At 70.1% G+C, this 19,369-nt stretch carries 15 protein-coding genes and 1 pseudogene; 9 read left to right on the forward strand and 7 right to left on the reverse strand.

Translation table 11 applies throughout. The annotated features are described in order from the left end of the window. Positions 1 to 2 precede the first annotated feature (2 nt). The 4 genes and pseudogenes from OG538_RS13555 to OG538_RS13570 all read right to left on the reverse strand — a co-directional run bounded on the left by OG538_RS13555 (position 3) and on the right by OG538_RS13570 (position 8,020). Positions 3 to 4,784, reverse strand: a complete 4,782-nt coding sequence (locus OG538_RS13555) for a putative T7SS-secreted protein (protein WP_406093396.1) — start codon at positions 4,782 to 4,784, stop codon at positions 3 to 5. Positions 4,785 to 4,841: 57 nt separating this feature from the next. Then, positions 4,842 to 5,270 (reverse strand): annotated as a pseudogene (locus OG538_RS13560) (hypothetical protein); the annotation flags it as partial. Positions 5,271 to 5,421: 151 nt separating this feature from the next. Next, positions 5,422 to 6,003 (reverse strand): hypothetical protein, encoded by a 582-nt coding sequence (locus OG538_RS13565; protein ID WP_406093398.1) that lies wholly within the window; start codon positions 6,001 to 6,003, stop codon positions 5,422 to 5,424. Between the two features lie 415 nt (positions 6,004 to 6,418). Beyond that, a complete protein-coding gene (locus tag OG538_RS13570) occupies positions 6,419 to 8,020 on the reverse strand; it encodes a family 20 glycosylhydrolase (RefSeq protein WP_406093400.1) in 1,602 nt (533 codons plus the stop codon). 387 nt (positions 8,021 to 8,407) lie between these two features. Between OG538_RS13570 and OG538_RS13575 the strand changes: the two genes are divergently transcribed. The 5 genes from OG538_RS13575 (at position 8,408) to OG538_RS13595 (ending at position 12,523) form a co-directional block, all read left to right on the forward strand. Then, entirely contained in the window at positions 8,408 to 8,860 is a 453-nt protein-coding gene (locus OG538_RS13575) for a 2-oxo-4-hydroxy-4-carboxy-5-ureidoimidazoline decarboxylase (protein WP_406100116.1), read from the forward strand. Between the two features lie 242 nt (positions 8,861 to 9,102). Then, positions 9,103 to 9,483 (forward strand): succinate dehydrogenase, cytochrome b556 subunit, encoded by a 381-nt coding sequence (sdhC, locus tag OG538_RS13580; protein WP_026249405.1) that lies wholly within the window; start codon positions 9,103 to 9,105, stop codon positions 9,481 to 9,483. 5 nt (positions 9,484 to 9,488) lie between these two features. Then, entirely contained in the window at positions 9,489 to 9,962 is a 474-nt protein-coding gene (locus tag OG538_RS13585; protein WP_406093402.1) for a succinate dehydrogenase hydrophobic membrane anchor subunit, read from the forward strand. Between the two features lie 30 nt (positions 9,963 to 9,992). Further along, positions 9,993 to 11,747, forward strand: a complete 1,755-nt coding sequence (sdhA, locus tag OG538_RS13590; RefSeq protein WP_406093404.1) for a succinate dehydrogenase flavoprotein subunit — start codon at positions 9,993 to 9,995, stop codon at positions 11,745 to 11,747. Beyond that, positions 11,747 to 12,523 (forward strand): succinate dehydrogenase iron-sulfur subunit, encoded by a 777-nt coding sequence (locus tag OG538_RS13595; RefSeq protein ID WP_406093406.1) that lies wholly within the window; start codon positions 11,747 to 11,749, stop codon positions 12,521 to 12,523. Before sdhA ends, OG538_RS13595 begins: the two co-directional genes overlap by 1 nt. Before the next feature lie 87 nt (positions 12,524 to 12,610). Here the strand turns inward: OG538_RS13595 and OG538_RS13600 are convergent, their stop codons facing one another. Further along, positions 12,611 to 13,120, reverse strand: coding sequence for a MarR family winged helix-turn-helix transcriptional regulator (locus OG538_RS13600; protein ID WP_406093408.1), 510 nt, complete (start codon positions 13,118 to 13,120; stop codon positions 12,611 to 12,613). 87 nt (positions 13,121 to 13,207) lie between these two features. Between OG538_RS13600 and OG538_RS13605 the strand changes: the two genes are divergently transcribed. The 4 genes from OG538_RS13605 to OG538_RS13620 all read left to right on the forward strand — a co-directional run bounded on the left by OG538_RS13605 (position 13,208) and on the right by OG538_RS13620 (position 16,141). After that, positions 13,208 to 14,443 carry an MFS transporter gene (locus OG538_RS13605; protein ID WP_406093410.1) on the forward strand — a complete coding sequence of 412 codons (1,236 nt, stop codon included), beginning with the start codon at positions 13,208 to 13,210 and terminating at the stop codon, positions 14,441 to 14,443. A gap of 67 nt (positions 14,444 to 14,510) precedes the next feature. Continuing rightward, a complete protein-coding gene (locus tag OG538_RS13610; RefSeq protein ID WP_406093412.1) occupies positions 14,511 to 14,942 on the forward strand; it encodes a hypothetical protein in 432 nt (143 codons plus the stop codon). A 9-nt stretch (positions 14,943 to 14,951) separates the two neighbouring features. Continuing rightward, complete coding sequence (locus OG538_RS13615; RefSeq protein ID WP_406093414.1) at positions 14,952 to 15,401, forward strand: thiol-disulfide oxidoreductase DCC family protein; 450 nt, start codon at positions 14,952 to 14,954, stop codon at positions 15,399 to 15,401. A gap of 23 nt (positions 15,402 to 15,424) precedes the next feature. Further along, entirely contained in the window at positions 15,425 to 16,141 is a 717-nt protein-coding gene (locus tag OG538_RS13620) for a TetR/AcrR family transcriptional regulator (RefSeq protein WP_406093416.1), read from the forward strand. Between the two features lie 72 nt (positions 16,142 to 16,213). On the opposite strand, the gene OG538_RS13625 is transcribed toward OG538_RS13620, so the two are convergent. Both OG538_RS13625 and OG538_RS13630 read right to left on the reverse strand, forming a co-directional pair. Next, complete coding sequence (locus OG538_RS13625; protein WP_406100118.1) at positions 16,214 to 17,767, reverse strand: ABC transporter substrate-binding protein; 1,554 nt, start codon at positions 17,765 to 17,767, stop codon at positions 16,214 to 16,216. Positions 17,768 to 17,987: 220 nt separating this feature from the next. Continuing rightward, positions 17,988 to 19,316 carry a metallophosphoesterase gene (locus OG538_RS13630; protein ID WP_406093418.1) on the reverse strand — a complete coding sequence of 443 codons (1,329 nt, stop codon included), beginning with the start codon at positions 19,314 to 19,316 and terminating at the stop codon, positions 17,988 to 17,990. Positions 19,317 to 19,369 lie beyond the last annotated feature (53 nt).

Genomic DNA, 19,369 nt, shown 5'->3' on the forward strand with positions numbered 1-19,369 from the left:
CCTCATTTGATCTGTGGTGCGGGGGGCATGAATCCGCCCTTGTTCGGAATCCTGCCCCCCACGATGTCCGCGTGAGTAACCGGTGCCCCCGGGTCCGTGGCCGAACCGCCCAGCGCTGACGCCCCGGATTCTCCCTTCACGCCCGATGGTCCGTACGCCGTGATGGCCTGGCCGGACTGGGATCCGGCCCCCTGGGTCACGACGATGTCCTCGCCCTGCCGGAACACGAGCTTTCCGCCGGACGACTGGTACACCGCGTCCGGCTTCTTCAGGATCTCCAGGATCTTTTCGTCGGTGAAGCCGTGTCTCTCGTCCCCGTGGTACGTGGAGTGCTTGCGGAATCCGCCGGCCTGCGCCCTCTCGATGACCCCGTCCGCAGCCTTGACGGCCTTCTCCTTGGCTTTCGCCCTGGCCTGTTCGGCCTTCTCCTCCTTCGTGTAGTCGGGCATCAGGCCCAGCGGGTCATACCCGTCGTGCGGGTTGTCCACGTACGCGACGGGGTTGGGGGCGGGGGCGAGGCCCAGGGGGTCGGGGGAGGCGTAGCGGCCGGTTTCCGGGTCGTAGTGGCGGAAGACGTTGTAGTGGAGGCCGGTTTCGGGGTCGTAGTACTGGCCGGGGAAGCGGAGGGGGGTGTATGTGCCGCTGTTGCGGGACCAGGCGGTGGTGCCCCAGAGGGTGGCGCGGGAGCGCCAGGCGATGTGGCCGGTCTCGTCGATGAGTTCGGTGGGGGTGCCGATGAGGTCGGTGGCGATGGCGAAGAAGCGGCGGTCGATCTCTTCCTGGCCGTCGTCGGCCGTGAGGATGCGCTCGGTCTGGGCCAGGGGCCTGTGGCCGCGGTGGTCCCAGGTGAGGGCGACCGTGTTCGGGGTGTCCGGGTGGTGGGTGGTCTGTTCGCACAGGGTCAGGCCGTCCCAGGTGAACCGGACCTCCTCGACCACCCGCTCGTCGTCGGCCGCCAGGCGCTGCTTCGCGGTGCGGCGGCCGAGCGGGTCGTGGCGGTAGCGCCACCGGGTGCCGTCGGGGGTGGTGACGGAGGTGAGTCGGTTCTCCGTGTCCCACGTGTAGCGCCAGGTGTCGGGCTTGCGGGAGAGGCGGGTCTTCCGGCGCAGGGTGAGCCGGCCGAGGGCGTCGTGCTCGAAGCGGACGTTCCCGGCGCGGGTGATGGTGGTGCCGGTGTAGGCGCGTGGTCCGGTGGCTTCGCTGCCGGGGTGGCCGGACGGCCAGGACGCCGAGGTCTGGTTGCCGGCGTCGTCGTAGGCGTAGCGCTCCGTCCAGTCCTTGGCGTGGACGGCGGTGACGCGGCCCGCCGGGTCGAGGTCGAAGGTGCGGGTGCCCGCATGCCGATCGGCGACGGACGTCAGGTTGCCATCGGCGCGGTAGGAGTAGGCGCGGCTGTTGACCGGGCGCGCCCCGGCGGTGATGTGCTGGGCGGAGAGCCGTCCGGCCTCGTCCCAGGCCGACGTCATGGTGAGCGCGTCGTCGAAGGTGCGGGTGAGTTCCCGGCCGATGGCGTCGTGGGTGAAGTCGATCCGGTGATCGCCGCTGGTCAGGCGCTCGGGCCTGCCATCGGCACCGTAGGCGTAGGAGGTGACGTGACCGGTGGGTGTGGTGCGCCGGGTGCGGCGGCCCAGTGCGTCGTAGGAGTAGGAGACCGGCCGGCCGTCGACCAGTTCCGTCTTGGTGAGTCCTCGGCGGTCGTACTGGTACCGGAGTTCGCCGCCGGGGCCGATAGCTTCCAGCAGCCGTCCGGCCTGGTCGTAGCCGTAGGTCGTCACCTGGCCGTCGACGTCCTTGCGGACCACCTGGCCGAGTTGGTCGCGTTCGAACGAGATGGTCCCGCCGAGTGCGTCGGTGCGGGCGACGAGCCGGCCCGCGGCGTCCATCCGGTAGGTGAGGGTGCGGCCGTCGAAGTCGGTCTCGGAGACGACGTTGCCGGCTGCGTCGTAGGCGTAACTCCAGGTCAGTCCCTGGGGGTTGGTGACGCGGGTGAGGCGCAGTTCGTTGTCGTGCTCGAACTCGTGGCGGGCGCCGTCGGGTCCGGTGCGGGCGAGGGGCAGGTCGAAGTGGGTGTACTCGGAGCAGGTGACGCCACCGGACGCGTCGGTGTGGGTCAGGCGGTTGCCCTCGCCGTCGTACGTCCATGACTCCGTGGCGCCGTCGGGTCCGGTGCGGCGGGCGAGTTGGCCGTCGGGGTGCCACTCCAGGCGGGTGGTGCCGCCTGCCGGATCGGTGACGCGGACCGGTCTGCCGAGGGCGTCGCGCTCCGTGCGGGTGACGGCGCCGGTCGGGCCGGTCACCTCGACGGGCAGGCCCGCCGCGTCGCACACCACGTGTGTCGTGGTGCCGAGGGCGTCGGTGACCGAGGTGATCCGGCCGGCCCGGTCGTAGGTGTAGCGGGTGGTGGAGCCTGCCTGGTCCGTGAACGCGGTGCGGTTGCCGCGTTCGTCGAATTCGGACAGCACCCGGTTGCCGTCCGGGCCGATGACCTCAACCGGCAGACCGAACGGGCCGCGTACAGTGCGCAGTTCACCGCCGTCGGGTGCGATGGTGGAGACGAGGCGGCCGTCTTCGTCGTAGGCGAAGGCGGTGCGCAGACCCAGCGCATCGGTGCGGGCCAGGAGGTCGCCGTGCGGGTCGTAGGTGAACCGGGTGGTGTGGCCGAGCGGGTCGGTGACGGCCAGCCTGCGGCAGCCGGGGCCGAACAGATGGCGTGTGGTGTGGCCTTCGGCGGTGGTGAGTGTGGTGGTGCGGTGGCCCGTCACGGGGTCGGGTTCGGTGTAGGTCAGGGTGATCTGGACGTGGCCGGCCTGACCGCCTTCGGCTATGACGCGGTCGTGGTCGTCGTAGGCGTAGTCGTAGCGGCTGTTGTTCGAGTCGATCCAGGCGGTGACGCGGCGGCGGTCGTCGTAGACGAAAGCGGTGGTGGCGCCGGACGGCTTGCTGACGGTGGTGAGGTCGCCGTCCTCGTAGCCATAGCTCATCAGGGGCAGGTCCGTGCCGCCGTCGCCCGCACCGGCCAGGGACAGCGCGGTGATCCGGCCGCCGGCGGTCGTCAGATTCACGTGGTGGCCCGCGGAGTGGGCCAGGGCCAGCGGCAGACCGTCCTCGCCGCGGTCGATGCTGATCCGGTGGCCGTTGCGGTCGGTCACCTCCGACAGCCAGGCGGTTCCGTCGCCCCCCGGTTCGCTGCCGGACGGGGCGTCGAAGTCGAGGACCAGGCCGCTGTCGGGGTCGGTGACCGTGTAGTCGCCGTTGCTGTCGCGGGCCAGCAGGGTGCGGGCCCTGCCCGTCTCGGGCGTGGTGGGCGCGCCCGGGGCCGGGTGCGGGTAGCGGATCAGGAGCCCGTCGGCGGTGATGTGGAGGACGCCGATGGCGTCGATCTGCAGACGTTCGTCGACGGTGGACGTCCAGGACGCGCCCAGGAAGCGGCCGGCCGTGCAACCGGACTCGGTGCGGCGGGTGAAGAGCAGCGGCAGGATGCCGGGGAGTGCGAGGTCGGTCTGCGGGAGGTACATCCGTCCGGTGGCGAGGTCCACCGGGTCGGTGTCGTCGGATATTCGCTCGCCGTCGGGCCGGGTGTGGGTGCCTTCCGGGGCGTCGTCGACGAGGCGGCGCAGCCGTGCGGCCTCGGCGGCCTCGTCGGCGACGCGCACGCCCTTCACCGCGGCGCCGCCGCCGCCGGTGGCGATGGTCAGCGCGATGTCGGGGATCAGCCGGCCGAATCCCTCGGCCGGGTCCTTCATGAAGTCCTTGACCATCGCGGTGCCGGTGCCGACCGGGTCGTTGGCGGCGACCACCAGCCCGGCGGCCAGGCTGTTGAGGGACGTGACGTACTCGGCCGGATGCGTGAGGTTGTACGGATCCATGGGGTTGACGCTGCGGACGAAGTTGAGCATGCCCGCCGTGGCCTTGATGATGCCGCCGTCCACATGCATGCCCATGACCTGCAGTTCTTCGGCCCCGTCGCGCAACTGCTCGGTGTACGAGGGCTTCTGCGGTGCCATGTCGCGGGCGGCAGACACCGCTGTGCGCGCGGTCTGCGCCGCCGAGTTCCGCTGCTCGCGGGCCGCGGCCAGGAGGTCCTGCGCATCCTGCATCAGCTTCTTGCCGGGGTCGGTGAACGTCGAGGAGGGGCGGGGAGGCAGCGAGGCGGGGTCACGCTTGTCGGAGGCCTGGGCGTTGTAGCGGTCAACCGCAGTGTTGAAGTCGTCGACCTTCTTGCGGTGGGCGTCCGCAGCGTCCTCGGAGGCCTTGACGCCCTCCTTCCACTTGTCGATCGCCGTCTGCGCCTGCCCCTGCGCCCAGGTGACGGTGTCCGCGAACGCGTCGAGAGCCCCGAGCGCCTTCGCACTCGCATCGGCGGCCGCGTACCACTTCGGCGGCTGGGTGCCCACCGCCGTGCGCAGGGCGTCAGCCGTCGCGCCCTTGAGCTGTCCGGAGTCCAGGCCCTTGAGACCGTCGCCGGTGCCGTCGAAGGCCGACTGGAAGGCGCGGAGTTTGGTGACGGTGGCGTTGAGCTTGCTGGGGCTGCCGTAGATCAGCTTGGTCTTGTCCTCGGTCTGCCCGAGGTCCAGCTCGTCGACTTCCGCGCCCATCCGGTTGGCGACCGAACGGGACTGCTCGCGCACCCAGTCCGCACCGGACTCCCAGCCGACGTCGTCCAGCCGGTCGGCGGTCCAGTCCCCGGCGTCCTCGACCCGGTCACCGGCCCACTCGACACCGTCCTCGATCACGTCCTCGACCGAGTCGGGCGTGATGTCGCTGATGAAGTCGCCGATACCCACGGTCAGTTCTCCCCCGAACTCGCCCTGCTGCTGCGCCCGCCACTGCTACCGCTCTTGCTACTGCTCCTGCTCCTGCTCCTGCTGAGCGCGCTCTTCCGGTGACGGGCCGAAGGTCTCGTCCAGCGCCTGGTCGAACTGGTCGTCGGAGATGCCGAGCGCGTTGTTGAACATGTCGGACTGCCGGCCGCCGTAGCCCTCGGTGAGGACGGTGCGGCCGGTGTCCTTCCAGGTCTGCCCCATGTCCTGGCCGGCCTTCTCGAACGACTCGGGGCTGAAGTCCGGGTTCAGATAGTCCGGCGTGAAGATGTCGCCCCAGTTCTGCTGGGCGATCTCCTCCTCGCTCGCATGCGGGTTCCCGCCGAACAGGGAGTTGGCACCCACCTTGAGCGTGCCCGCGATGTACTGGTCGTGCTCCCACTGGGTGCCCGCCGCCAGACCGAGCCGGTTCGCCAGCCCACTGGCATCCCGCACCAGGGCGCGCACGCCCGGGTGGTCACTCAGGAAGTGAAGGCCGGTCCGCAGAACGGCCGATGGCGGTGTACGAAAGTGCTCCGGGCCTGATCCACGCCATGATCCGGCCCGTGGTGGTGCACGGCACCGGGGCACAGCCCCGCGCCGGAGCCGGACCGAAACCGTGTCAGCCGCGCGCCCGCGCCCGTCGGGAGACCGCGGCCCGCAGCACCCGCCGGCCCTCGGTCGAGACGTCCCTCACCTGACGCAGCCCGCCGCCCGCGGGGGCAGCGTCCCCGGTCTCCGCGAGCAGCTCCAGGATCCGGACCTGCCGGGTGGCCTCCCCGGACAGCAGTGGTCCCGCCCCTTCCGGATCCCCGGCCCGGCAGCGCCCCACCAGCTCCGTGGCGTCGGCGCCCACGGCGTCGTGGCCGCAGTGGATGTCGAGGGCCAGCACCGAGCACGCGTCCGCCCAGGTGCGCAGCTCCTCGCCCGCCCGCTCCGCGGGCGCCTCGGCGAGCAGCGTCCGGATCCGCAGGACGGTCTCCTGCGCCCCCTCCTGCGGGTCGGACAGGCCGTCCAGCGCCGCCCGCGCCTCGGCCAGCCGGTCGGCCCAGTCCCGCGGGTCGGCGCAGCCGGCCCAGAGCGGTCGCAGAGGATCCGGCTCGGCTCCGGCTGCGGGCTGCGGCAGGCACCGGTCGAGGCAGGCGGTCCCGCTCGCGGCGAGCCCGCGGGCGTCAGCGGCGGCGATCAGTTCGAGCAGGCTCATCGGCGTCTCCCGTCGGCCTCCCCGTGCTCGGACACACGGGGACGCAGCGCGTCGTCTTATCGCGTTCAGCGCCGAATGGCCGAAAATCGTCACTCCAGCCGTCTGAATACCGCCGCCCGGTCCTGCCGATGCCCTGACCGCCCCCGCCGGACGTAGGTGCGCCCGGCCCCACCCGGCCCGCTCCGCCGGGACCGGGACGACGGGAGTGGCCCGCTGCGCCGCCCGCTCGCCCTGCATCGCGGCCGCGCACCGCTCGTCGGCAGTGCCGGCCGGGCTCGTGCCGCAGAGTGAGCAGAGCATGGAAGTGGAACCCCCCAGGATTCGGACGCCTACGCAGGGAGCGCGCGTCCCTCCCCGGTCCACGCGGCAAGCGGAACGTAGTGCCCGCTCGCCGCGCTGTCCACGGGTGTCGTGCTCAGCCCTGGTCGATCTCCTTCGCAAGCGCCTGGAACCCGTCCCAGCTCAGCTTCGGTTTGCCCGGATCCCACAGCTTCTGGGACGTCGCCCGCAGCGGCATCCGGATGCCCTCGGCCACCTGTGCCGCGGTCTGGGCGTTCGGGAAGTCCCCCCAGACGGCGAAGCGGCCGCCCAGGATCTGGTCGGAGTAGCGGGCCGGAACGGGGCTCGTGCCGCGCAGCACGAGGGGGGTCCACTGCTCGTAGATGCGCTTGCCCGTGGGATAGACGAAGGCGTTGGGCTGGCCGAGCACGTAATAGAGGAACTCGTCGTTGAGGTTCAGCATCTTGAACCCCTCGCGCAGGTAGTCCTCCGGCGGCCGGGCGCCGTACTCCTTGCCCGTCCAGTACTCGATCTCGATGTCCTTGTCGGCCCGGACGGTGCTGTCGCGGAAGAGCCCGTCGTTCCACGCCTTGGGCGTCATGCCGTGCGGCCGGACCACTGCCGCGCGGTCGTTGAGCCAGCCGGTGGCGAGGTCCTCGATGCCGGCCTGCGCCCCGTACTTCTTCACAGCAGCGCGCTGGAGCTGCGGGTACGAGGCGGCGGGATCACGCACCGTGAGCGCCTGGTACTCGTCGGCACCCAGATGCCAGTAGGCGCCGCCGAACAGCTCGGTGTACTCGCCCAGGAGCTCGTCGAGGAGCTTCGCCGCGCCCGGCTTGGAGATGTCGAGCGATCCCTTCGAGGGCACGCCCGAGACGTTGAGCAGTTGGAGGTCGGGGTGGGCGCGCAGCACAGCGCCGAGATGGCCCGGCGAGTCGATCTCGGGGACGACCTCGATGTGCAGCCGGTTGGCCAGAGCGACGATGCGCCGCACCTCGGCCTTGGTCAGGTGCTCGGGCGACACCACCTCGGGGTGGGTGTCGGACTCGATACGGAAGGCCTGGTCGTCGGAGAAGTGCAGGCCCAGCTGGTTGAGCTTGATGTCGGCCATGCCGCGCAGCCGGTCCTCGATCCAGCCGGCGCTGTAGTGCTTGCGCGCGATGTCGAGGTTGAGCCCGCGCTGCGGGCGGTCGGGGCGGTCGCGCACCTCACCCTCCGGCATGGTGCCGTCGGCACGCACGGACTGCTTGAGGGTGCGGGTGCCGTAGAAGACGCCCGCCTCGCCGGGCCCGCTGATCGTGACACGTCCGTCGTGGGTCCGCAGGGTGTACGACTCCGGTCCGCCCCCGGCCTTCGGGTTCAGGGCCAGTTCCACGTCGCCCGCCCGGGCCGGGGCCTCGCCCCGGTAGCTGATCCTCAGCTCGCCGGCGAGCAGCCGTCCCTCGTCGGCGAGCGCCTTGTCGCCCTTGCCGATCACCACACCGCTGCCCTTCCCGGGCTGCCAGCCGGGGCCGCGGGCGGGGGTGTGTTCCCGTACGGCGGGGATGGTGCGGGGCGTCTTCGAGAGCGGGTAGCTCCGGGTCGGGGAGGGCTCGGGGGACGCGGACGGTGACGACGACGAGCGGGACGTCTCGGAGCCGTTGCGGTGTGCGGTGCCGGAGCCGTCGCAGGCGGCGACGGTGACGGTCGCCGCGGCCACCGCCGTAACGGCCATGAGGGCGCCGCGTGAGGGTGCCATCGGTCAGAAACCTCCGGTTTCAAGGGGAAAAAGAGCAAGGGAAGGAAGGAAAAGGGTGGATAGGGGAGACAGCCGGGCATTCTCCTCGCCCGCTCGCCCCTCAGGCATCCCGAAACTCTCCCGTCCGGGTGAAATTCGCGCATCCGTCGGACGGCCGTTGCCCGGCGTCGCTAGCTTTGAGGCACATTCGTCTCTCCCTTCACCCTGCATCCACCTGGTCCCCCCGGTCCCTCCCCACTCCAGGTTCACAGATGCCGCTGATTCGAGGAGCTCACGCTGTCCAGGTCCAGCGAGTCCCACGCCGGCCTCCCCGGGCAGCCGCCCCCGCCCGTCCGGCGGACCGCCGTCCCCGTACAGAGCTGCGGGCCCGTACCCGGCCCGGCGGGCCTGGCGGGGTTCAACGCGGCGCCCGCGGCCGAGGTCAGGGCCGCCCTGCTGGAGTGCTACGGCAGCCGCCGCTGGGCCGAGCGGCTGGTCGCCACCCGCCCGTACCCGGACCTGGACGCACTGCTCGCCGCCGCCGACGAGGCGGGCTACGACCTCTCCCCCACCGAGCGCGCCGAGGCGCTGGCCGGCGAGGCCTCCCCGAAGCTGCACCCGGACGCACCGCACTCCGCCCACCTCGCGCTGGCCGCCGCGCATGCCGCGTACGAGTGCAGGTTCGGCCACGTCTTCGTGATCTGTCTGGACGGCTTCCGGCCCGCCGAGCACCCCGACCAGGTTCTGGCCGGCATCCGGGCCCGGCTGGCGCACGATCCCGAACAGGAGCGGGTGGTGGCGGCCGACGAGATGCGGCGACTCGCCCGGGGCCGCATCATCGAGCTGGTATCGAGTCAGTAACGGGTTGGCGGCGGGCCCAGGCATGCCGATTCCCCGCCACAGGCGGGCAAACAGCCCCGTCGACGTCTGTCCATAGCCCGTCCGTGCCTGATTCATTGCCACTTTGATCACACCAGAGGCCCCCGCGCGATCGAACCGACAATCCGTCGCTACGATGGCCGGGGCCGGTGGACCGTACCCGGCCGGGTCAGACCGACAGTCAAGCCGGCCGACCCCAATCCCCGCTCCCGGAGGGTTCTTCCGTGCCGGCTGGAACGCTGTACCGCGGCCGGGAAGGCATGTGGTCCTGGGTGGCTCATCGAGTCACCGGTGTCCTCATTTTCTTCTTCCTGTTCGTACATGTCCTGGACACCGCTCTCGTCCGCGTCTCCCCCGAGGCATACGACGACGTCGTGTCCACGTACAAGACGCCGATCGTCGCGCTCCTCGAATACGGCCTGGTGGCCGCGATTCTCTTCCACGCGCTGAACGGTCTGCGCATCGTCGCCGTGGACTTCTGGGCCAAGGGCCCGCGCGTTCAGAAGCAGATGCTCTGGGCCGTGCTGGGTATCTGGATCGTGCTGATGGTCGGGGCCCTGTACCCCGTCCTCGGCCACGCCGTACGCGAAGTATTCGGGAGCTGAGGCCAATGTCCACCGAGACTTCCGCGATCGGCGACGTCGAGGGCGCAGCCCTGTACGACGTCGACAACCCGGCGCCCGTGATCGAGCCGCCGCGCAAGCGGACCGGCAAGACCCCCAAGGGCTCGCGCACCAACTTCGAGATGTACGCCTGGCTCTTCATGCGCCTGTCGGGCATCGTGCTCGTCGTCCTGGTCATCGGCCACCTGCTGATCCAGCTCGTGCTGGACGGCGGTGTCTCCAAGATCGGCTTCGCCTTCGTGGCGGGCCGCTGGGCCTCGCCGTTCTGGCAGGTCTGGGACCTGGCGATGCTGTGGCTCGCCATGCTGCACGGCGCCAACGGCCTCCGTACGGTCATCAACGACTACGCCGAACGGGACAACACCCGCTTCTGGCTGAAGATGCTGCTGTACACCGCCACGGTGTTCACCGTCCTGCTGGGCACGCTGGTGATCTTCACCTTCGACCCGAACATCCGCTAGGCGCCGGGCCCGAAGGACCAGAGGTAAACCATGCAGATCCACAAGTACGACACCGTCATCGTCGGCGCCGGCGGCGCCGGCATGCGCGCGGCCATCGAGTCGACCAAGCGCAGCCGCACCGCCGTGCTGACCAAGCTCTACCCCACCCGCTCCCACACGGGCGCGGCGCAGGGCGGCATGGCCGCCGCGCTCGCCAACGTGGAGGAGGACAACTGGGAGTGGCACACCTTCGACACGATCAAGGGCGGCGACTACCTGGTCGACCAGGACGCCGCCGAGATCCTGGCGAAGGAGGCCATCGACTCCGTTCTCGACCTGGAGAAGATGGGCCTGCCGTTCAACCGCACGCCCGAGGGCAAGATCGACCAGCGCCGCTTCGGTGGCCACAGCCGTAACCACGGCGAGGCCCCGGTCCGCCGGTCCTGCTACGCCTCGGACCGCACCGGGCACATGATCCTCCAGACGCTGTACCAGAACTGCGTCAAGGAGGGTGTGGAGTTCTTCAACGAGTTCTACGTCCTGGACCTGCTGCTCCAGGAGGTCGACGGCGTCAAGAAGTCCGCCGGCGTCGTCGCGTACGAGCTGGCGACCGGTGAGATCCACGTCTTCCAGGCGAAGTCGATCATCTTCGCCTCCGGTGGCACCGGCAAGTTCTTCAAGGTGACGTCGAACGCGCACACCCTGACCGGTGACGGCCAGGCCGCCGCGTACCGCCGCGGTCTGCCGCTGGAGGACATGGAGTTCTTCCAGTTCCACCCGACGGGCATCTGGCGCATGGGCATCCTGCTGACGGAGGGCGCCCGCGGTGAGGGCGGCATCCTCCGCAACAAGGACGGCGAGCGCTTCATGGAGAAGTACGCGCCCGTCATGAAGGACCTCGCGTCCCGTGACGTCGTCTCCCGCTCCATCTACACGGAGATCCGTGAGGGCCGCGGCTGCGGTCCCGAGGGCGACCACGTCTACCTCGACCTGACGCACCTGCCGCCGGAGCAGCTGGACGCCAAGCTCCCGGACATCACGGAGTTCGCGCGTACGTACCTCGGTATCGAGCCCTACACGGACCCGATCCCGATCCAGCCGACCGCGCACTACGCCATGGGCGGCATCCCGACCAACGTCGAGGGTGAGGTGCTGGCCGACAACACCACCGTCGTCCCGGGCCTGTACGCCGCCGGCGAGGTCGCCTGTGTCTCCGTGCACGGCGCCAACCGCCTCGGCACCAACTCACTGCTCGACATCAACGTCTTCGGACGCCGGTCGGGCATCGCCGCCGCCGAGTACTCCGCGAAGAACGACTTCGTCGAGCTTCCCGAGAACCCGGCGCAGATGGTCATCGACCAGGTCGAGCGGCTGCGCAGCTCCACGGGCACCGAGCGCGTCTCGGCGATTCGCCTGGAACTGCAGGAGTGCATGGACGCCAACGTGATGGTGTTCCGCACCGAGCAGACGATCAAGACCGCGGTCGACAAGATCGCCGAGCTCCGCAAGCGCTACCTCAACGTGTCCATCCAGGACAAGGGCAAGCGGTTCAACACGGACCTGCTGGAGGCCATCGAGCTGGGCAACCTGCTCGACCTCGCCGAGGTCATGGCGACTTCGGCGCTGGCGCGCAAGGAGTCACGCGGCGGTCACTACCGCGAGGACTACCCGAACCGCGACGACGTCAACTTCATGCGCCACACCATGGCGTACCGCGAGGTCGCCGACGACGGCACCGAGTCGATCCGGCTGGACTACAAGCCGGTCGTCCAGACCCGCTACCAGCCGATGGAGCGTAAGTACTGATGTCTACCCCCACCTTGGAAAAGGCCGACAAGGCTCCCGAGCCCGAGGCCGGTTTCGCCGACTCGCCGTACATCACGGCCACCTTCCGGATCCGCCGGTTCAACCCGGAGGTCTCCGACGAGGCCCAGTGGCAGGACTTCCAGATCGAGATCGACCCGAAGGAGCGTGTTCTCGACGCCCTTCACAAGATCAAGTGGGAGACCGACGGCACGCTGACGTTCCGCCGCTCGTGCGCGCACGGCATCTGCGGTTCCGACGCGATGCGGATCAACGGCAAGAACCGGTTGGCCTGCAAGACGCTGATCAAGGACCTGAACCCGGAGAAGCCGATCACGGTCGAGGCCATAAAGGGCCTCACGGTCCTCAAGGACCTCGTGGTCGACATGGACCCGTTCTTCCAGGCCTACCGCGACGTCATGCCCTTCCTCATCACCAAGGGGAACGAGCCGACCCGCGAGCGCCTGCAGTCCGCCGAGGACCGCGAGCGCTTCGACGACACCACCAAGTGCATCCTCTGCGCCGCGTGCACGTCCTCGTGCCCGGTGTTCTGGAACGACGGCCAGTACTTCGGCCCGGCGGCGATCGTCAACGCCCACCGCTTCATCTTCGACTCGCGTGACGAGGGCGGCGAGCAGCGCCTGGAGATCCTCAACGACCGTGACGGTGTGTGGCGTTGCCGCACCACCTTCAACTGCACGGACGCGTGCCCGCGTGGCATCGAGGTCACGAAGGCGATCCAGGAGGTCAAGCGCGCGCTGATCACGCGTCGCTTCTGATCCCCGGGATCTCCCGAGCACACCGGAGGCCCCGCCCCTCGCAGGAACACTGCGAGGGGCGGGGCCTCCTGCCGTACGCGGGGTGGCTCAGTCCCAGTCCGCGCCGCCCTTGTGCTCCGCGACCACCATGATGCGTCGCAGCATGTCGTTGAGCAGCACGCGCTCGCCCTTGTCGAGGACGCCCAGCAGGCGCTCCTCCTCGTGGCCGAGGAACTCCATGGCGCCGGTCCAGGTCGCGCGACCCTCGTCGGTCAGCTCCACGTCGACGCGGCGCCGGTCGCTGGTGGAGGGCGTCCGGCGGACGAACCCACGGCGCTCCAGGGCGTCCAGCCGGCCGGTGACCGAGGCGGGCGCGAGGTCGAGGTCGGCGGCGAGCTCGGAGGGGGCCGCCTTCCCGCCGCGACCGGCGAGCTTGTGGAGGGTGTCGAACTCCTGGCGGTCCAGGTCCCGGTCGACCAGGGACTGTTCGCGCACCCGGCGCAGATGGACGGAGAGCTTCTTCATCCGGGTCACCGCGCCCTCGACATCGGGGTCGAGCTCGGGGAGCACCGGCTTCCACCGCTCCACGTGGGCGTCGGTCCAGTCGCGTTGCTGCATGGCCACAGCCTACGCCGAGCCCTTCCTTCGCTTCGGAAGCTTATATTTCGTTGACGAATAGTTCGGTGACGAAATAGATTCCCGCTCATGCCTCACCCCTTACGCACCCGGTCCTTCCGCCTGCTCTTCGTCGGCCGCAGCCTCTCGCTGCTCGGTGACGCCGCGATTCCCGCGGCCCTCACCCTTGCCGTCTACCTCGCCACCGGCTCGACGGGCGCCCTCGCCCTGGTACTTGCCTGCGCGATGGTGCCCAAGCTGCTCCTGCTGCCCCTCGGCGGCGTGGTCGGCGACCGCTTCAACGCCCGCACCGTCGCGCTGACCACCGATCTCGTACGGTGCGTCACCCAGCTGTTCGTCGGCGCGGAACTACTGTCCGGGACCCCCGCGCTCTGGCAGATCGCCGTGGCCGAGGCGCTCGGCGGCGCCGCCGGCGCCTTCTCGATGCCGACCGTCTCGCCACTGATCCGCGGCACCGTGGCCGAGTCAGGACTGCTGCGCGCCAACGCCCTGATGGCGGTGGTCAGCAGTGCGGCCCGGATCGGCGGCCCGGCCGTCGCCGGGGCGCTGGTGTTCACCGCGGGGCCCGGCTGGGCCTTCGTCCTGGACGGCGTGAGCTTCGCGGTGAGCGCCGCGCTGCTCGCCGCGATCGAGGTGCGGCACGTCCCCATCCCGCGACGCTCGCTGATCAGCGACCTCAAGGAGGGGTGGGGCGAGGTCCGGGGCCGCGACTGGTACTGGACGAGCCTGATCGCCCACGCCGCGTGGAACGGTGCGGCCGCCGTCCTGATGACCGTGGGCCCGGCGCTCTTCCTCCGCGACCTGGGCGGCAAGGGCGTCTGGGTCGCCTTCCTCCAGACCGGCGCCGTCGGCCTGCTGGCCGGCTCACTGGTGGCCGGCCGGGCCCGGCCGCGCCGCCCCGTCCTGACCGCCAATCTGGGCGGCGCCCTCTACGCACTGCCGCTCTGCCTGTTGGCCGGGCACGCCCCCGTGGCCGTGGCCGTCGTCGCGTACGGGATCGCCCTGGCCGGCCTCGGCTTCCTCAACCCCGTCTGGGAGACCGCTGTCCAGTCCGCCGTCCCGGCCCACGCGCTCGCCCGGGTGACCTCGTACGACTGGCTGCTCTCGCTCGGCGCGATGCCGCTGGGGTACGCCCTGGCCCCGCTCGCCGCCTCCGCGTGGGGCGCCGAAGTCCCGCTTGCGGCGGCCGGGTTGCTGGTAGGCGCTGCCTGTCTGGCCACCGCGGCCGTGCCGGGCGTACGTCACTTCACGTCCCCTGCCGAGCCCGCCGAGACGGTGACGCGGGCCACCGAGGCCTCGGCTTGAACATGTTCAAAGAGAGGTCTACAGTCCAGGACAACAGCATTTGAACGCGTTCAAGGGAGGGTGGGGCATGGACCTCACTGTTGTCGCGTACGTCATCTACCTGCTCATCAGCGTGGCGCTCACCATCTGGGTCGCCCGCACGCTGAGCCGCAACGGCAGGGTCTTCCTGGCCGATGTGCTGCACGGGAACGAGAAGCTCGCGGACGCGGTCAACCACCTGCTGGTGGTTGGCTTCTACCTGGTCAACCTGGGGTTCGTGACGCTCTACCTGAAGAGCTCCGAGGGCGTCGCCGACGCCCGGGAACTCTTCGAGGCGCTGTCGGTCAAGGTCGGTGTCGTCCTGCTCGTCCTCGGGGTCATGCACCTGGGCAACGTCTACGTACTCAACAAGATCCGCCGTCGCGGCCTGATGGAGCGCGAGCAGACCCCGCCCGTCGCACCGCAGGGCTGGACGGGACCGGGGCAGGGACCGTGGGCGGCTCCCGCCCCCAGGGTGTGAGGGCCCGTCATGACACGCCACACGGGTGGCGGGCGGTGGTCCGTCGAACGGCTCACCGTGCTGTACGACGCACAGTGCTCGCTCTGCGTCCACATGCGCCAGTGGCTGATGAACCAGCGCCAGCTGGTCCCGCTCGACCTCGTACCGGCGGACTCCGTCGAGGCGCACCGGCGCTTCCCCGGCCTCGATCACTCCGCGACGCTGGAGGAGATCACGGTGATCGGTGACCGGGGGCAGATCTACCGCTCCACCTCCGCGTGGATCGTCTGCCTCTGGGCGCTGGCCGAGCACCGGCCGAAGGCCCACTGGCTGAGCACCCCGGCCGGGTGGCCGTTCGCCCGGGCGACCGTCCTCGCCGCCGCCAAGTACCGTTCGCTGACGGCCGAGCCGTGCCGTGCGGACGGGGGCGGCGGCCGGGACGGAGCCTGCCGGGTGCAGGGTCCCGGCCCGGCGACGTAGCCGGTCCGGATACCCTCGGGACCGTGGTGAAGGAAGAGAAGGACGTGAAGGAAGTCAAGGCTCCCAAGAGCGAGCAGACCCGCACACTCATCCTCGAAACCGCGCTCCGGCTCTTCGCGGAACGCGGCTACGACAAGACGACGATGCGGGCCATCGCCCAGGAGGCCGGCGTCTCCGTGGGGAACGCGTACTACTACTTCTCGTCCAAGGAACATCTCGTCCAGGGCTTCTACGACCGGATCGCCGCCGAGCACGAGGTGGCGGTCCAGCCGGTCCTGGCCGGCGACGAGGACCTCACGGTACGCATCCGCGGGGTCCTGCTCAGCTGGCTGGACGTGGCGGAGCCGTACCACCGCTTCGCCGCCCAGTTCTTCAAGAACGCCGCCGACCCCGAAAGCCCGCTCAGCCCGTTCTCCCCCGACTCGGTCTCCGCGCGGGAGGCCGCGATCTCCATCCACGAGCGCTGCCTGGCGGGCTCCGGAACCAAGATCGACCCCGAACTGGCCGAGTTGCTGCCCCAGCTGATGTGGCTGAACCAGATGGGGCTGGTGCTGTACTGGGTGTACGACCGGACGGACGATGCCGAACGCAGCCGCCGCCTGGTCGAGCGCACCGCCCCGATCATCGCGCGGGCCGTCGCCCTCTCCCGGTTCCGGGTGCTGCGGCCGCTCGTGCGCCAGGTCCATGAGGTCCTGGAGGAGTTCCTGCCCGGAGTGGCGGGCCGGGCAGCGGCCAAGTAGCGGGAACGGCCGAGCGGCCGCGCCGGGATCCGATCCCGGGGCGGCCGCTCGATGTCGTGCCGTGATGCCGGATCAGATCCAGCCCAGCTCCCACAGCCGCCAGATGCCGGTGCCGTCGGAGAGGTACTGCGATCCGGCCACATCGGGCTTGGCGACGACGTAGTCCTTCTTCTGCCACAGCGGCACGAGCGGCACGTCCTCGCCGACCAGCTTCTGGATGTCCTTGAAGTCTGCCGAGGTACGGCTGCGGTCGCTGTACTGCAGCGTGGAGCTGATCAGCTGGTCCATCTTCTTGCTGGTGTAGCCGTTGTGGAGGCTGCTGTCGCGGCCGACGAGCGGCTGGCTGAAGGTGTCGGGGTCCGGGTAGTCCGGGAGCCAGCCGACGGTGTACATGTCGTACGCACCGGCGGCGTACTCCTTCTGGAACTTCGTCCACTCCACGGCCTTGACGGTGACCTTGAACAGTCCGTCCGCCTCCAGCTGGCGGCGGATCTCCTTCGTCTCCGGCGTGTATTCGTCGTCATCCCGGTAGGCGAAGGTGACGGGCAGCGGCAGCTTCACGCCGGCGTCCTTCATCAGCTCCCGGGCACGCTTGGGGTCCGGCGCGGGGTACGCGTCGAAGAACGGCGTGCTGTGGCCGATGTAGCCCTGCGGGATCAGCGAATAGAGCGGTTCGACGGTGCTCTTGTAGACGTTGGTCACCAGCGGCGCGCGGTCGATGATCGCCGCGATGGCCTGGCGGACCTTCTTGTCCGCGAGCGGCGATCCCGGGCGCACGTTGAAGACGAGATTGCGGATCTCCGCGCTGTCCGCCTCCGTCACCCGCTGCTCGACGTCGGTCGTGTCCAGCTCGGAGAGCGTGGACGGCGGGAGCTGACGGTGCGTGACGTCCACCTGGCCGGACTTCCAGGCCGCCAGGAGATCGTTCGACTGCTTGTAGTAGCGCACGTTGACCGGCCCGCCGGTCTCCTTCAGGGCGCCCTTGTACCTGCTGTTCGGCACCAGCTCGGCGGAGACGCCCGGCTCGTAGGACTTGAGCACGTAGGGCCCGGAGCCGGTGACGCCGTTGTCGGTCCGCAGCTTGTGCTCCGAGTAGGCGTCCTTCTCGACGATGGAACCCGCACCGGTGGCGAGTTTCTGCGGGAAGGTCGCATCACGCGCGGAGAGGTTGAAGGTGACGGTCAGCCCCTTGGCCACCACGTTCTTCAGGCTGGGGAACAGGACCGAGGGACCGACGTCCGTCTTGATCTCCATCATCCGGTCGAACGAGTACTTGACGTCCTCGGCCGTGACGTCCTTGCCGTCGGAGAACGTCAGGTCGTCACGGAGCTTGCACTGGAACGTCTGCAGCTTCCCGCCGATGAATCCGCAGCTCTCCGCGGCGTCCGGCTCGGGGACGATCGCCCCGGACTTGAACGTCATGAGGGACTGGTAGACGTTGCTGTACATCGCCCACGAGCCCGCGTCGTACGCACCTGCCGGGTCGAGCGAGGTCACCGCGTCCGTCGTGCCGACCGTGACGGGGTCCTTCTTCCCTCCGTCCGAGGGGAGCAACTGCCAGGCGACCACGCCTGCGATGACCAATACCGCGAAAATCGCGAGAATCCGTAGCCGGATCGACCGCATTGCCGTGCTCTCCCTTAACAGCCCCACCTCGGCGTCGCGCTCAGATACGCAGATCACCGCACGTTCGCGCTCAGCCAATCACACGATTTTCACATCTGGAAGAGGAAATCGGAGGCTCATAGCCTTTTGTTCGTTACTTGAAACCTTGGGCCGTTAGGTCGAATACAGAGGGTTTACACCCCGTCACCCGAACGGTCGTTCTGGGCGGTTCGCCGGTGCATTACGCCTGGTGGGACGCGAGCTCGACGACGGTGACGTCCGAGGGAGCGCCCACCCGCACCGGCGGGCCCCAGGCACCCGCGCCGCGCGTGACGTACAACTGCGTGTCCCCGTAGCGCTCAAGGCCCGCGACCGTGGGATTGGACAGTTCCGCAATGAAGTTGCCCGGCCAGAGCTGGCCGCCGTGGGTGTGCCCGGAGAGCTGAAGGTCCACGCCGTGCTCGACGGCCTCGTCGATGACGACGGGCTGGTGCGCCAGGAGCACGGCCGCACGGGTGCGGTCCCTGTCCCCGAGGGCACGCCCGAAATCCGGCCCCCGGCCTTCGCTCCCGCCCGCGATGTCGTTGACTCCGGCGAGATCGAAGCCATCGATCTCGACCCGGGCGTTCTCCAGCGGGTGCAGGCCCAATTCCCTTACGTGGTCGACCCATTCGGCGGCCCCCGAGTAGTACTCGTGGTTGCCCGTGACGAAGAACGCGCCGTGCCGGGAGCGGAGCCGGGCAAGCGGTTCCGCGGCCGGACCGAGATCGGCGACCGATCCGTCGACCAGGTCCCCGACGACCGCGATCAGGTCGGGCTGGGTCCGGTTGACCGTGTCGACGATCCGCTGGGTGTGGGCCCTGCCGAGGATCGGGCCCAGATGGACGTCGCTGACGACGGCGATCCGGAAGCCGTGGGCGGAGCGGGGCAGCCTGGCCAGCGGGACGGTGACGCGCTTGACGCGCGGGCCGCGCAGCACTCCGTAGGCGCCGTAGGCGGTCGTACCGAGCCCGGCGGTCGCGGCGGCGCCGCCGACAGCACGGGCCACGAAGAGGCGGCGCGAGGGGGCAGGGGGTGCGAGGGGCGCGGCGGCCGGCGGGGGCGCGGTCGCGAGGGGCGCGGCGGCAAACGAGGGCGCGGCGGCCGGCGGAGGCGCGGCCCCGGTGCCGGACCCGGGCGGGGCGGTGCCCGTGTCGGCGGGCGCCGTCTCCGCTGCAGGCGCCTTCGTACCCGCCGCGGCCCGTACGCCCGCGGCCCGGCGGGCGAGCAACCGTCGCAGCAGGGGACGTACCGCTTCGCCGGCCAGCAGGGCGAGCGTCAGGTAGAGCAGGGCGGCCAGCCACAGGTAGCCGGGCCAGGCCAGCACCTGTTGGAGCCAGAAGGGTGCACCGGTACGCCCGGAGACCAGGGCGCCGATGCTCAGCAGCGGCAGGACATACGCCGCCGCCGTTCCGGCCCTGCGCGGGAGGCTCCCCGCTGTCGTCGTGTCACCGACGAAGCGGCGCCACACATAGCGGTGCACGACGACCAGCAGCACGAGCACCACGGCCGCGAACAGAGCGAACCCCATGACGGCCACCCGCACTCCCCCACCTCGTTTGTACCGGTACGCCCCATATTCGG

This window comes from Streptomyces sp. NBC_01013 (assembly GCF_045162765.1).
In the GTDB taxonomy this organism is placed as follows: domain Bacteria; phylum Actinomycetota; class Actinomycetes; order Streptomycetales; family Streptomycetaceae; genus Streptomyces.